Below are 13491 nucleotides of genomic sequence, written 5' to 3'. Positions count from 1 at the left end.
GTGGTATACGGAAGCTTTGGCATTGCGTGCTTCAAACCTTAACAAGGCGTTAGGGCTTTTATTCACTGTGATGTTTAGGGAAGATTTGACAGAAATGAAATTTAGAGTGTCGATGGTCATAGGGACATTATTATTTATGTTCGGGTGTGCCTCGAATCAAGAAATATTGAATAAATCAATATCAAAGGCGATAAGTGAGTATGAAAGTAACAAAGATTACTACGTACACCCAGAACTGATTGACGAAGCGATTGAACTAAGTGTTTTACAGGGTCTGAATCTTGACGATGCAATCGATAAACGAGTCAAGATTGCAGTTACACCTGAAAAATGTATGAGAAATCAGAGTAGCCGAACATTCAAAAAAATCGTAGCTCATTGCCCTGATGGCTATAGTGTTTTAGTCGGAAGCCAAAGTCAGACCATACTAGAAGGGCATGTAAGAGAGTTTACTAAGCACTCTTTCAGAGAAAGTAATAGTAGTTGGTATGTGTCGTTTCAAACGCCGGCAGATGCGACTTTTGATATATGTCTATCTGCGATCTGTTTTGAGCTTGTCGACTAATGTCAAAACTATTACAAACGGTTACTTTTGACACGTGTCTGTGGACAGAGCACTAACAAAGCGTTGAAGAGGGACTTGGTACGCGTGGCACTTTCAATTTGCGTTGGGTTTAGTGGTTAAGGTGTTATGCGGTCACTTGTGTAGTGCGTGCGCGGCGTTATGTGTATTGGAGAAACCAGCTATGAGGCATGAACTTTGGATCGATCCGGATGGTCTAGATATTTTTTGTTTAAGTGGTAAGCACGGTGATGAAGCTCGAGCGTCGTTAGAGCCAAACTCAAAGTTGATTTGGACATGCGTTGCTGACAGCCACTTTGAAGCGATGACAAAATACTATAGGTTTCGCGCGTATGGAGTTTATGAAACGAATCATCCTGAACATGATAAAAAGTCATATAAAGAGCTGGGATTTGAGTGATGACACATAACAAATTGCTTAACAGGGACTCCTAACGCTTGACCACTTTCATTCAAATCAGCTTAAGCGTTTAGGGCACAATTTTTAAGTTGGGTGATATTGCGTTGCTCGCCCCTTAACGCGGCGTTAGTCGCTCGAGGAGGTTTCGTGGAAGAATTATCAGGTGGAAGAGAATCAGCAATATATCGAGATGGTGAAGTTGTCTATCGACCTCTCCAGCCGTGGAGTCCTACAATTCACGTTATTTTAAAACACCTCGAGCGAGAAAATGTAGCTGAATGTCCAAGATTTCTTGGTGTTAACCAAGAACAGGAGGTTCTAAGTTTTGTTGCTGGTAATACTTATAACTACCCACTAGTCGGTGCAATTGCTACTGCGGATACACTCATATCAGCAGGTAAACTATTGCGTAAAATACATGACGCAACTGTGCCACTTTTGGATCAAGTTGATGTCAATGCGCATAAGTGGATGCTAGAGCCAAGAGAGCCTTTTGAAGTTATCTGTCATGGTGACTTTACACCATACAATGTTGCTCTATCTGAGAACGCAGTTGTAGGTGTATTTGACTTTGATACTGCGCACCCTGCGCCAAGAATATGGGATTTAGCATATTCAGTTTATTGCTGGTCGCCTTTCAAAACTGACAGCAATGATAAGTTAGGCACAATCTCTGAGCAGGTAACTAGAGCTAAGTTGTTCTGTGATAGTTACGATGCAACTACGTCTGAAAGAAATCGACTAGCGGACGCAATGATTGAGCGATTACAGGCTTTAGTTTTGTTCATGCGCAGTGAAGCTGAAAATGGTAATGAAACCTTTGCTAAAAACATAGAGCAAGGTCATCTTCAAGCCTATCTAAATGACATAGAATATGTCACTGAAAATAAAGAAAAAATTCAGTGTGCACTGTGCAACTAACAAGCATTTAAGAGTGATTCCCCACGCTTGGCATTTTTGGTTTGGATTTAGTTCAGTGTTTACGGTGTCCAATTTTAGTGTTGAGGTAGCGCGCTCACGCCTTAATTGGGCGTTATGTACTTGGAGAAAAATATGGATTTTCTCGTAGGTGTAGACCTTCAGGATTCATTTGTTCTGGGTTGGCACTATAATGATCAAACTCTTGAAATTGAACTAGAGCTTAGCATATGGCCTGCGTCTAAATATTATGAAGCTCCCAAAATAGGTGAACATACTTGCTATCGTTTGGGGGCTCTTCTTTTTGAGGGCGTTTTGAGTATTAATGGGCTCTTGAATCAAAATGATATACAGCCGACCATAGACCTTGACGGTTCAAAAGACTACGGAAACATCGACTACTTTGAAAAGAACCAATCATATTTTAAGGTTGTAGGTGGCTTTGGGAACATAGAATTTGAAAGCGCAGGTGTTCATTTTAAACTACGTACATAACATTCTGTTTAAGAGGGGCTCACAACGCGTGGCATTTTTACTATGCGTTGATTTTAGTGTTTAAGGTAGAATATGGCGGCTTTTGTATTGCGTTGCCCACTTCTTAACAGGGCGTTATATTCATCGGGAAAACTGGAGGTAAATAATGATGAACATACAACTAGAAAAACCAGTCTTCTATCGTAATGAGTTTGCTTTGAGGTTTGAGTTAGGCCCTGATGACGTCGACATATGGTTGGATGACGACCGAACAAATTATAATGAACAGTATTTTGAAATTGCGATGAGTAGAGCGCTTAGTATCTATGAAGAAGCATTTAAACCTTCAGATAAGATCAAAGTCTGTTATCAAATTTTTTCTGATGGACGGAAGAAAATTAGAAAAAGTGACTACTTCTTTAAGCTATTCAAGCCTCTGTGTGGTAAAGCTATAGAGTTTTCGGAGCATCGAGATATTTATACCGAAGATCTAGAGTTCAAAAGACACTGCTGGAAAAGAGTGACCATTTCAGGTGTAGACGTGTCAGAGTTAAATATAAAACCGATCATTCAGGCTTGTATTGACGGGGACTTTGGTGATCGTGGTCCAACCCTAGCAGGGCAACTGTTTATAATTAATAGTGATAAAGAACTGGTGTATCACCTCTATGATGATCGAGGTCTAGATGTTGCCGCCAGCAGTCAATGGGCTCTAGAAGGCCTCTATCAAAATCAAAACCAGTTGTTACTCGATTACGATAAGCAATATATGGATAGTTTGTTCAAATGAATATAACAGACTGTTTCTCAACGCGTGGAATTTTCACTATGCGTTGGATTTAGTGTTTAGGGTGGTAGTATGCGGGAGGCAGCTTTGGTATTGCGTTGCTCACCCCTTAACAGGGTGTTATGTTGTTTGGGGCTAACAATGAAATATTGGTTACTACTATTGGTATCAATTCTACATTCAGGTTTAAGTTTTTCGGGTGACGAAGTGAAGAGTAATCCAGTTTTATCCACTGACCTTGCATGGCAGAAGACTATTACAGAAGCTAAAGCGAGCATTGGATCCTTTCGCGAACTATTGTCTATCCATGAGCTTGCATCTAGTTTTGCTCTTGTAAAAGTATACTTCCCAGAACAAGGTGCTTACTTATGGTTCATGGTGGTAGATGTAGACTCAAATTCTTTCGTGGTTCAAGCTTTTGAAACACTCCCTCAGTTAGATCATATTGTCGTTGGTGAAGCATACTTAGTTTCAGATGAAGATATCGTAGATTGGTCTCTGAATAACAGTGGTTCAATGTATGGTGGATTTTCAATGCGTTACATCAGAGGCCAAAAAACAAAAGACGAACAAGATAAATATGACCAGTATGTAGGCGTAAAAGAATGGATGCCTCTGCCTTGAGTCCACAACAAATTGCTCAAGAGTGATTCGCAACGCGTGGCACTTTCACTATGCGTTTCGTTTGGTGTTTAAGGTGGTATGCGGCGGCTTAGGTATTGCGTTGATCACACCTTAACAGGGCGTTATGTGATTCATGAGAACAGCGAAAGGAATAGGAATTTATGTACAAAGTTGGCGTCGTTATATTTGATGATTTCACAGATGTAGACTTTTTTCTTATGTATGACTTGCTTGGTAGGACAACCAATAGTTGGACGGTCAGCATACTGGGAACTAAACCTGAACATCATTCCCACCTTGGTATGAAAGTTACAACAGACGGGCATATTTCAGAGGTGACGAACCAAGACGTTGTTCTTATCACTAGTGGCAAACGTGGTATTCCAGCAGCGATGAAAGATGCTGAATTTATGTCGGCGTTGAGCCTTGACCCAAACAAACAGCTAATTGGCTCGATATGTGCGGGTTCATTCATCCTTCATGAGCTCGGTTTACTAAAAGGTAAGCCATTAACAACCAATCCAGATGCTAAAGGTGTTCTACAAAAGATGGGAGGAGACGTTAAGGATCTGCCTTTAGTTGTAGAAGATAATATAGCCACTGCAGGAGGCTGCCTTTCACTGGTGTATCTCATTGGTTGGGTGGCAGAGCGACTGTTTGACTCAAATAAACGAAAAGCTATCCAGAATCAATTAATTCCAGCCGGGCAGTTAGAACTTTTTGAGGAGCTCATTAGCACAACTATTCAGTCAGCAGAGTTGAAAAATTTGCATAACAAAGCGATTAAGAGTGATTCGTAGCGCTTGTCATTTTTAATTTGCGTTGGTTTTGGTGTTTAAGGTGCAATGCAGAAACTTCAGCATTGTGTTACTCACACCTTAACGCGGCGTTATATGTAATACCACACAAAGGAATGAAGTACCTATGGAGTTAACAGTAGACGCAGATAATTTTATGCTTCAACAGGAAGTATTTACTGGTGAGATGATTGCACGTATTGCCGAACATTTGGAAAGAGCTGGTATTAAGGGAGCATTGCTAAAAGAACTAACTGGTAATATTTCTTTTGAAGTTGCAAGTATGATCGACAGTTCTTCAAGCATTAGTTTTGATGGTGATGAAGCACATCCTTACTTGGCGTTTCTGAGTGGTGAAAGTGATAATGAGTTAGTTCATTTGGGAGGTAATTCCACGTGCCATGAAATGGTGCATGGTATTTTAAATGCAATGTTTGAAGATAGCATATAACAAACTGTTCAAGAGGGGCTCCCCACGCTTGGCATTTTTGGTTCGGGTCAAGTTCAGTGTTGACTGAGTTTAAATTGCGTGTAGTGGTAGCGTTGCTCACCCCTTGAATGCGACGTTATGTTCTATGTAGTAAGAATGGAAAATAATTCGGATTGGAAACTGAGACTTAGATATGGAAAGGATCAGACTCCCTACACTCATTTCACTGTGTTAGCGGATGGTACAGTCGTCGACAATTCACATGGCTTCGACTGTCCTATTGGTCCTGCTTTTATGGCAATTAAAGTTTGGGCACTGGATTCCGATCAAGCTTGTGACATGTTAAACGTTATTGGTGAACAAGTAGGATTTCATGGTAAAGGAAAAGTTGAGATATATAAGACAGAGCCTGAAGAACCACCAAAGGAAAATCCTTTTGGCTATGACATAAACTTTACGCCTTACAGAGAATAGATTCGAATATAACAACTGTTTAAGAGTGATTCGTAACGCTAGGTGGTTGCGTTTCGCTCAAGTATAGCTAAGCGTCGCTCACACCATAATACGGCGTTATGAATGGAAACTAAGAATAAATGATACGTAATTTTTACAGTTGTGATAAAGAAGTCGATAAAAATAGCCATGGCGGTGAAGGCTCAATTGATATCTACCGAGCATTTAGACGCAAAGATTTTTCAGGAGCTTGGGATTTTGCCATTAGAGTTGTAATGCCACCGGGAAGCTCCATGGGAGAGCATACTCATGGTGATGATGAAGAAATGTATATTATTTTAAAAGGTGAAGGGACCATGACTATTGAGGGAAAGCCTAGAAAGGTGATTTCTGGAGATATGATTGTGAATAAACCTCACGGTACACATGGCTTAGTGAATACGTCTGACTCAGAAATCGAATTACTCATTATCCAAGCAAGTACGAAGTAAATCACCATAACAAATCGCTTAACAGGTTGGGACTCCTAACGCTTGGCCATTTTTATCCAAATCTGAGTCAGTGTTTAGGGCACAGGTTTTAAGTTGGGTGGAAGCATTGTTCACCCCTTAATGCAGCGTTAGAACTTTAGGAGGCAGCATTCAGTTTATATCATTTATAGCCCCGTTGGTTTTTGTATCGATTCTCGTGTTTAAGGCAAGATTTTCGGTATATCACAATACTCTCGACAATGGTGCTTTCACTTATGTTTCAGCTTTCCTAGCCGTTACTTTAACTGCTTTTTTATATATCTATAAAATAAAAAAAGACAAACGTGCCGAAAACATAATTGTGGAACATAGACAATATGGAAAACCCCTAGTTAGTAACTCGCTCATGGCCATTTGGGTCATTCCACTGTTTATTTTTATAAGAATCGGCATGTCAATTTCTAACGAAAATTATATGAGTGACGAAGTAGTAAAAATCAATTATACGGTTACTTGTAAAGGTGAGCGTTCAGTTAAAAGTGGAACAGTAAAGTACCTCTGTATAAACGACGGCGAAAGAGATCTTACATATGATTTACACAACATAGGATCTCATTATTTTTCAGTTGGAGACGAAATTTTTGCCACTGCACGAAGAGGTTATTGGGGGTATTTAGTTATTCAAGAGCTTCATAAAAAGAATCCCAGGAAGCCTAAGAAAACTCAGAAAGAATTAGATATACAAACAGCCATTTGTGAGGGACTGTCTTCATTAGAATGTGCCTTGTACTTTTCGCCCTAGAAGAAAGGCGTTAAATTATAGTTTTTGGATATCAAATTCTAACAAGCAATCTAAGCAGACTGTCAACGCGTGGCATTTTTATTATGCTGCGGTTTTAGTAGTTAAGATGGTATGCGGAGGCATTGGCATAGCGTGCCTCACACCTAAACAAGGACTTATGTTCTGAGGAGAAATTATGATTTATACGACAACGGAAACTGTTCCTGGCAAGGAAATTGAGGCTGTATTAGGTATCGTCAATGGCAACGTGGTTCAGTCTAAACATGTTGGTCGAGATATCATGGCTGGTTTAAAAGGTATTGTAGGCGGCGAACTCAAAGGCTATACCGAGATGTTGATGGAAGCGCGAAATATAGCGGTAGAGCGATTGATAGAAGATGCACAAAAGTTAAATGCTGATGCAATAGTGGGAATACGATTCACAACTAGCTCAGTTACTGATGGGGCATCAGAAATATTAGTGTTTGGCACAGCTGTAAAACTACAAAAATAACAAGTATTTAAGAGTGATTTGAAGCGCTTGGCTTTAGGTTAATTAGTGGATTATAGAGAGTAATATGAAGAGTAGCGTTAAATTTTTAACAGCGTTATATATTATATCACTGCCAGTGATGGCTGATGCGGTTTTGGTTGATGAACATAAACCGAATACGACAACTGTCACTAGTGAGACTAAAGAAAGTCAAATGTATATTAGTTTTGATGGAAATCTGGATAGTCTTCCTATCGATGTAAGAGCACAGTTCCCAAGCATTATCGATACTAAAGAAATAAGTAGTGAAGAAACTAAGGTTGTAATAAGTGACGAAAATGCCCAGTGGATGTTTCGTACGATATTTACCCAATTTGAGAGGTATCAAAAAATTAATGGTGAGTATATAGCATTAGAAATTCCGAGTGATATGGACATGGTTGGTATCTCTGTTGAAGGGACTCTTTCTAAGAATGGTGCCTATTCTGATGTCGTGGTTCAAACACCTCAGTCGAATGAGCTAATAGAAGATTCGATAAAGAGAATGCTTGAACTTCCTAATAAGGAACTTTCGATTTACCACAAAAAGTATGAGCTAGGAAGTGTGTATCCATTTGAAGCTACGATGGACGTGCCATTACATCCTGAAATGAAGGTTTCTATGGTTGTTGATGGAACTCGAAAGTTGGTCAAGATTAAAGATGGTACAGCATTTATCGAATCTACCGCGAGCGGGGATATGGAAGTTAAGCTTGATAAACTTAAAATGGCTATCAATATGACTATTAATAGTCAGTTTGAGTACGATTTAGATCGTGAGCTAGTGTTTTCAGAAACGACTGAGAGTGTTATGTCATTATCTTATCCGGCTTATGAAGGGTTTGTAACGTCAATAGCTACTATCAATAGTAGCGTGGATAGGCGTAGATATTAGCCTAGTAGTAAATTAGAGTGAACCACGACGTGTGGTACTCTCTGTTTGAATCACTTTCAGTGCTTACGGCCCAATATTTTGGGTAGATGGTAACGTTGCTAGGTATTTAAAAAAGGGGGTTAACGCCTGGAAAAATATGGAACTAAATTGTCTAATTGATTCTGAGTTACTCTCGCTGAATCAGAGTTTTGATGATGCCTATATTGAAATGCTATTCCTTTTGGAGTCCGAACAGAAGGTCAAACTCTTTGTCAGTAATATGCAAGGTCAAGCGATAACGGTTCGTTTTAAGGGAATGCAGTTATCTGCTAGAAAGACGACTTTAAGCGGCATTCCGACATTAGGTGAAGTTGAAGGAGTGTCTTATTTACAAGGCATCCTTTCTATAGAAGGCGATTTTGGGGTAATTGAAGTAGAAGGCCATGATATTGTCTTTAAATCCGCTTTGTCACAAATTACTTAAGGTTGATATCTGGCGCGTGGCATTTTAATCATACGTTGTTTTTAGTGTTGAAGGCGACTGAAGCGGAACCGGTAATGCGTTACTCATACCTTAACAGAACGTTACAAGTACAATGGAGTTTCAGTGGTTGTATATTTAGATTCAATAAAAGTTTCGCCTAGAAGAGATCTGTTAAAAGTTATAGATGAATACTCCATGTCATCCGATAGTGTCAGTTTAACTGATGATATTCGCTTCAAACTAGTAGAACTATTGCCATTGAGTTCGGTGCCTGAAGATGGTTTCACTACACACGATATTGCTCTCGCTGTTCGTGTGCCATTTCATAGAAGAGGTTCGTTATTGTTTGGCTTCGGAGCAATCTTAGGTTGGCGCCCTCTAGTGACAATAGAGTTTGATGTTATTTCTTTGGTTAGTGGTGAGACAATTGAAACATTGCGTTCAACAAACAAGCTTAGTTGGAGCAGGTATATTAGAGGTCTACTACATTTTAACTCAATCCTTCATATTAGACCTGAGTTTGGTTTTGCAGATCTTGAACCACTTATAGAACAGTCCGTATTGAGCCTTTTGAGGGAGATTCAAACTAAGTACTCATAAAAATTGTTTAAGGTTGATTTGTAACACTTGGCATTTTCACTATGCGCTAGTTTTGGTGACTAAGATAGTAAGCGGAAGCTTCGGTATTACGTTGCTCACATATATGGTCTCCCTCAGTTGTCAAACATCCGCTAAACTTATGTTGATGGGTTTTGGATTGCCGCTCTACATTCGGCCTACTTATCGACGATTCGCATACGTTGTGGCCCTGATGACTTTGCGCGACTGCGGTGCCTCATTCGTTAGATGACATCTCGTGTATCCGCCGCATTAACAGGCTCTCCGCAAGTGGTCTTGACCTATCTCCATCATTAGCGTCTGCAATGACCCGGTGGGTTTAACTCTTTCTGCTGCTTAAGTTTCTACTCAAGCAGCGTAGTTTTCATATTCGGTTTGATTGTGTAAAAGCGACCATATAATTCGTGCGCTCTTCGCGGCAAGTGCCACTATCGCTCGATTCATTCCTCTGCGCTCCAGAACGCCTCGACACCACTGACTTAGCTTATCTTGCTTGTCGCCAAGGTTGGCAATCACGGTCCTTGCCCCGTGAACTAATAGTGTTCGCAAATATTTGTCGCCGTGTTTGGTTATCCGGCCTAAACGAGGCTTTCCTCCAGTGGAATATTGCTTTGGTACTAAGCCTAGCCAAGCAGAGAAGTCGCGACTTTTATCAAATTGAGAGCCGTTACCTATTGAAGCGAGTATTGCTGTTGCGGTTTGTGGCCCAATACCTCGAACCTTCATCACTCGCTGGACATTAGTGTTTACCTTGGCAAAAGAATCGAAGACTTGTTCAGTATCGGCGATACGTTGGTTGAGTTCGCCAAGGTGATGATAAGCATCAGCTATCAATGTTCTTGCAGGGAGTGGCAGTTCATTTTCTGCACCTTCGAGCATTAAGGGAACCTGTTTCATCAATGAAGAACGACCAACAGGAATGATTAATCCGAATTCCGAAAGCAGAGCACGCATGCGATTCATAAGCGCGGTGCGTTCACGAACCTAATGCTCTCTCATTCTATGTACAGATAGGATGGCTTGCTGTTCGGGGGATTTTACGGGCACAAAGCGAGTTGAGGGTCGCTGAACAGCTTCGCAAATAGCAACAGCATCATTAAGGTCGTTCTTTCCCTTAGTTCGATAAGGAATTACGTATTTAACAGCCATAATGCGGGCGTCATGACCCAGTTTATTGAGTGTTCTGGCCCAATAATGTGCACTACCACACGCTTCAACGCCTATACGCATGAGTGGCATATTTGCTATTGTAGTCAATAGTTTAGAGCGTGTTACTGACTTATGAAGTATGACTTTACCATTTTGGTCTACGGCATGAAGGCTAAAGTAGTTTTTAGCTAGGTCGATACCGCAAAAATAAGAATAATCAGACATGGTGCCTCCGATGCATTTAAGTACCACATAAGTGTGTCAGATCCTCGGTAGGGGGGGAATCCATGTCATTCGTTAGGCGTCGGAGAGAGTGCTCTATGTGGGGAGAACTTCACGAAGAAAAAGAAATAAATATTGCGTTGCCTGAACCAATGGGAGCAGGCAAAGGCAATCGTTTGTTTCGTGAGCTAGGAGCGAAGCTTCACTACGATGTATATGATTTTTCCGCTGCTAGTTCCGAAAATTGGCAGTCGGAATCTTTGCTTCACGTTAAGCTCAAATTCAATGACAAAGAAGTAGACGCTCAGGAAAACTTTAACCTTATTTCTCTTGTCTACCCGTTCGCAGTTCGTCCCAGTTCAGATCAACAGAAAGCTCTAAATCTCATCAGTAAAGTTATTGCTAAGTTTAATGGCAATGCTACTTACCAAAATCAAGAGTTTTCAGTTTCCACTGTTCAAAGCGACTGGGATTTATGTAACGATTTTCTACTTAAAGAGTGGGGCGAAGAGCCTGGTAGCAAATCGCTGGCAATCATGATCCAGGAGAATTATGCCTAACAAGGCCATCATAGGGACATTGTTTACTCCGCGGCACTTTGGTGTGGCTGCGCCACTTTACACCAAAGCACTACTCCATAAACAATGCCCCATATGGCGGCGTTGCGTGCTAGCGTATTTAAATATCGAGAGATTTATGGATTATGAACTACCAAAAGCGATGGTACTGAAAACAATAGACGGTGGACATGTGGGTTTCATGTTGTTAGCTCCCAATTCAGGCGAATCAGGAGAGTGTGTTTTCAGTTTGTCTGCGTCATCTTTAGAGGCAATCGATAGCAATTTAGGGCTCGTTCTATCTGAGCTTAAAGTTTCTGGCGAGCATAAATACGTAGTGGAAACCATAAAAGATGGGTACTTAATTAATATTGCACCAATAGGTCTACCTAATGTTCAAATTCAGCTTAATCATCAGTTATCCGGAGATATAGTTACTGATATTGAAGGCCGAGTCGCTTGTATTGGAACAGCTGAAGTGGTGGGGCAACGCGCACAACAAGCAATTTAAGAGGGATGCTCAACGCCTGGCACTTTTGCTTCTACTTCAAATTTAGTGTTTACGGTTTAGTGTGTTAGGTTGGGTGGTGGCGTTGTTCACCCCTTAATTGGGCGTTATACCGCAATCAATCGTCTAACCTTTTCATGGCTTTACGGTAAACATCGCTACGTTCGCGTTTTCCAACTGCTAAGACGGTTACAATGATGACATCGTCTTCAACTTTGTAGACGAGACGGTAGCCCGATTGACGTAACTTAATTTTATACATGTTGTCAGCTCCAGAAAGCTTTGAAGCCGGAACGTGCGGGTTATCTAAGCGCTCGATTAGCTTTTTCTTAAATTGTTGTCGTAGAGTAGAGCCAAGCTTTTTCCACTCTTTGAGTGCACTCTTTTTAAAGTCGAGTTTATAGGTCATCAATATTTACCGAAATGCTCTCTTCAGATTCACGCTCTTTAGCGATAGCTAGTAGTTCAAGATCTTCGAGTCTGTCCATCATCATTTCGTACGCTTCGGCAGGCACGCAATAAAATGCTGGTTCATTTCGGTTTAATACAGCAACAGGTTCGCCGTAAGCACTAGTTGCAACTTTCATAGGGTTAGCTTTCAACTCAGTAATGCTTGCAGCAACATCGGCTAAAATTCTAGTGGTCATATAATCGGTCTCTTAAGTGGTCTTTATTTTGGTCATTTTAGCCTCTAGCAAGCGGTATAACAAGTTGCTTAAGAGTGATTCGCAACGCGTGGCATTTTTACTATGCGTCGGTTTATGTGTTTAAGGTATTATGCGGAGGCTAAGGTATTGCGTTGCTCATCCCTTTATAGAATCTGGTGCATCTCGAATTAAGCATTTCCATCATTTTTCCAATACAGGCAACTATCGTTACTTCCCTTGGTTACTGGGGCCACTTAGTTACGATTTGTCTTCTCTACAATAAAATCGATGAGCAGTCGTACTTGCGATGGCAAATACTCTCGAGATGAGTAGTAAAGCCACACGGGGATTGGTTCTCCCCAGCACTCTTCAAGTAGGGGGGTTACTTTTCCTTGTTTGATGGCTTCTTCAAACATCCAGTTCCCTAAACAAGCGATACCGGCACCCATAATCACGGCTTCTTTTGCGGCCGAGAAGTTGTTAACGACGAGATTACCTTGAGGTTCATGAAGCATGGCATGATCATCGATCTTTAAGCGCCACTTGTGCATTTTTCCCGTCGTGATTGAACGAACCGGTATGCATTTATGATTCTTTAAATCGTCTAGAGAACGAGGGGCACCAAATTGTTGGATGTAATCATTGGAAGCATAAAGCCCGATCTCAGTTTGTAGAATGGGCCTTCCTATTAAGCGTGAGTCTTCGTTGATCGATACGCCGACGCCAAGGTCAAAACCTTCTTCAACTAAGCTTACGTTCTTATCATCAAAGCTTAAATCGCAAACCACATCTGGGTACAGGTTCATAAAGTCTATGATGATAGGCAGTATGATGTCTTGACCGATCGAACTCGCAGGTAGGTTAACTTTGATCTTTCCTGATATGTGGGAAGGGTCATCGGTGAGTTGGCTGATAACATTTTGAATCGAACTTACAGAGGGAGACAGGCTGGCGTAAAGCTGCTCGCCCGCTGGGGTTAGGCTCAAAGAGTGAGAAGAACGCAGAAACAGTTTGGTTTGCCACTCTTGCTCTAACTTGCCAATGGCTTTACTCACTGCAGGTGCAGATATACCAAGCTCTCTCGCAGCCTTTGCAAAGCTTCCGAGCTTAGCGACTTGTATGAAGACTGGCAGCTGTGTAGGAATCGATTTCATTAACTTTTGGTTATTTATAAAGTAATTAA

At 41.0% G+C, this 13491-nt stretch carries 19 protein-coding genes and 1 pseudogene; 16 read left to right on the top strand and 4 right to left on the bottom strand.

Annotated elements, in window-relative coordinates; translation table 11 throughout:
* The first annotated feature begins 22 nt into the window (after positions 1-22).
* The 14 genes from AC6R05_RS23395 (at position 23) to AC6R05_RS23330 (ending at position 9207) form a co-directional block, all read left to right on the top strand.
* Positions 23-565, top strand: a complete 543-nt coding sequence (locus tag AC6R05_RS23395) for a hypothetical protein (protein ID WP_500648835.1) — start codon at positions 23-25, stop codon at positions 563-565.
* A gap of 565 nt (positions 566-1130) precedes the next feature.
* Complete coding sequence (locus AC6R05_RS23390) at positions 1131-1904, top strand: aminoglycoside phosphotransferase family protein (RefSeq protein ID WP_500648834.1); 774 nt, start codon at positions 1131-1133, stop codon at positions 1902-1904.
* Positions 1905-2036: 132 nt separating this feature from the next.
* A complete protein-coding gene (locus AC6R05_RS23385; RefSeq protein ID WP_500648833.1) occupies positions 2037-2396 on the top strand; it encodes a hypothetical protein in 360 nt (119 codons plus the stop codon).
* Positions 2397-2541: 145 nt separating this feature from the next.
* The gene (locus AC6R05_RS23380; RefSeq protein ID WP_500648832.1) at positions 2542-3165 is read left to right on the top strand and encodes a DUF3885 domain-containing protein; all 624 of its coding nucleotides are present in this window, start codon (positions 2542-2544) and stop codon (positions 3163-3165) included.
* A gap of 138 nt (positions 3166-3303) precedes the next feature.
* On the top strand, positions 3304-3786 hold the full coding sequence (locus tag AC6R05_RS23375; RefSeq protein ID WP_500648831.1) for a DUF2314 domain-containing protein: 483 nt from the start codon (positions 3304-3306) through the stop codon (positions 3784-3786).
* A 161-nt stretch (positions 3787-3947) separates the two neighbouring features.
* On the top strand, positions 3948-4586 hold the full coding sequence (locus AC6R05_RS23370; protein ID WP_500648830.1) for a DJ-1/PfpI family protein: 639 nt from the start codon (positions 3948-3950) through the stop codon (positions 4584-4586).
* Between the two features lie 124 nt (positions 4587-4710).
* Entirely contained in the window at positions 4711-5034 is a 324-nt protein-coding gene (locus tag AC6R05_RS23365; RefSeq protein ID WP_500648829.1) for a hypothetical protein, read from the top strand.
* A 135-nt stretch (positions 5035-5169) separates the two neighbouring features.
* Positions 5170-5487, top strand: a complete 318-nt coding sequence (locus AC6R05_RS23360) for a hypothetical protein (protein ID WP_500648828.1) — start codon at positions 5170-5172, stop codon at positions 5485-5487.
* A gap of 119 nt (positions 5488-5606) precedes the next feature.
* Positions 5607-5957 carry a cupin domain-containing protein gene (locus AC6R05_RS23355; protein WP_500648827.1) on the top strand — a complete coding sequence of 117 codons (351 nt, stop codon included), beginning with the start codon at positions 5607-5609 and terminating at the stop codon, positions 5955-5957.
* Positions 5958-6153: 196 nt separating this feature from the next.
* Entirely contained in the window at positions 6154-6738 is a 585-nt protein-coding gene (locus AC6R05_RS23350; protein WP_500648826.1) for a hypothetical protein, read from the top strand.
* A 175-nt stretch (positions 6739-6913) separates the two neighbouring features.
* Complete coding sequence (locus AC6R05_RS23345; RefSeq protein WP_285468460.1) at positions 6914-7231, top strand: heavy metal-binding domain-containing protein; 318 nt, start codon at positions 6914-6916, stop codon at positions 7229-7231.
* Between the two features lie 64 nt (positions 7232-7295).
* Positions 7296-8144, top strand: coding sequence for a hypothetical protein (locus AC6R05_RS23340; RefSeq protein ID WP_285468461.1), 849 nt, complete (start codon positions 7296-7298; stop codon positions 8142-8144).
* A 136-nt stretch (positions 8145-8280) separates the two neighbouring features.
* A complete protein-coding gene (locus tag AC6R05_RS23335; RefSeq protein ID WP_500648825.1) occupies positions 8281-8607 on the top strand; it encodes a hypothetical protein in 327 nt (108 codons plus the stop codon).
* A gap of 123 nt (positions 8608-8730) precedes the next feature.
* Positions 8731-9207 carry a hypothetical protein gene (locus AC6R05_RS23330; protein ID WP_285468463.1) on the top strand — a complete coding sequence of 159 codons (477 nt, stop codon included), beginning with the start codon at positions 8731-8733 and terminating at the stop codon, positions 9205-9207.
* A 366-nt stretch (positions 9208-9573) separates the two neighbouring features.
* On the opposite strand, the pseudogene AC6R05_RS23325 reads toward AC6R05_RS23330, so the two are convergent.
* Positions 9574-10599, bottom strand: a pseudogene (locus AC6R05_RS23325) (IS110 family RNA-guided transposase).
* A 95-nt stretch (positions 10600-10694) separates the two neighbouring features.
* Here AC6R05_RS23325 and AC6R05_RS23320 point away from each other — a divergent pair.
* Together AC6R05_RS23320 and AC6R05_RS23315 are read left to right on the top strand one after the other, a co-directional pair.
* Complete coding sequence (locus AC6R05_RS23320; protein ID WP_285466031.1) at positions 10695-11156, top strand: hypothetical protein; 462 nt, start codon at positions 10695-10697, stop codon at positions 11154-11156.
* 136 nt (positions 11157-11292) lie between these two features.
* On the top strand, positions 11293-11664 hold the full coding sequence (locus AC6R05_RS23315) for a hypothetical protein (protein ID WP_285466030.1): 372 nt from the start codon (positions 11293-11295) through the stop codon (positions 11662-11664).
* Between the two features lie 115 nt (positions 11665-11779).
* On the opposite strand, the gene AC6R05_RS23310 is transcribed toward AC6R05_RS23315, so the two are convergent.
* From AC6R05_RS23310 to AC6R05_RS23300, 3 genes are all read right to left on the bottom strand, one after another.
* Positions 11780-12070, bottom strand: coding sequence for a type II toxin-antitoxin system RelE family toxin (locus AC6R05_RS23310; RefSeq protein WP_285466029.1), 291 nt, complete (start codon positions 12068-12070; stop codon positions 11780-11782).
* Positions 12060-12308: a type II toxin-antitoxin system Phd/YefM family antitoxin gene (locus tag AC6R05_RS23305; protein WP_005377003.1), complete on the bottom strand. Its 249-nt coding sequence runs from the start codon at positions 12306-12308 to the stop codon at positions 12060-12062. The genes AC6R05_RS23310 and AC6R05_RS23305 overlap by 11 nt, the downstream gene beginning before the upstream one ends.
* A 254-nt stretch (positions 12309-12562) precedes the next feature.
* Positions 12563-13462 carry a LysR family transcriptional regulator gene (locus AC6R05_RS23300; RefSeq protein ID WP_500648824.1) on the bottom strand — a complete coding sequence of 300 codons (900 nt, stop codon included), beginning with the start codon at positions 13460-13462 and terminating at the stop codon, positions 12563-12565.
* Between the last annotated feature and the right edge of the window lie 29 nt (positions 13463-13491).

This window comes from Vibrio sp. R11-SG3-ISO9 (assembly GCF_059834255.1).
The sequence above is the reverse complement of the archived record's forward strand: the minus strand, read 5'-3'. Positions and strand labels throughout refer to the sequence as shown.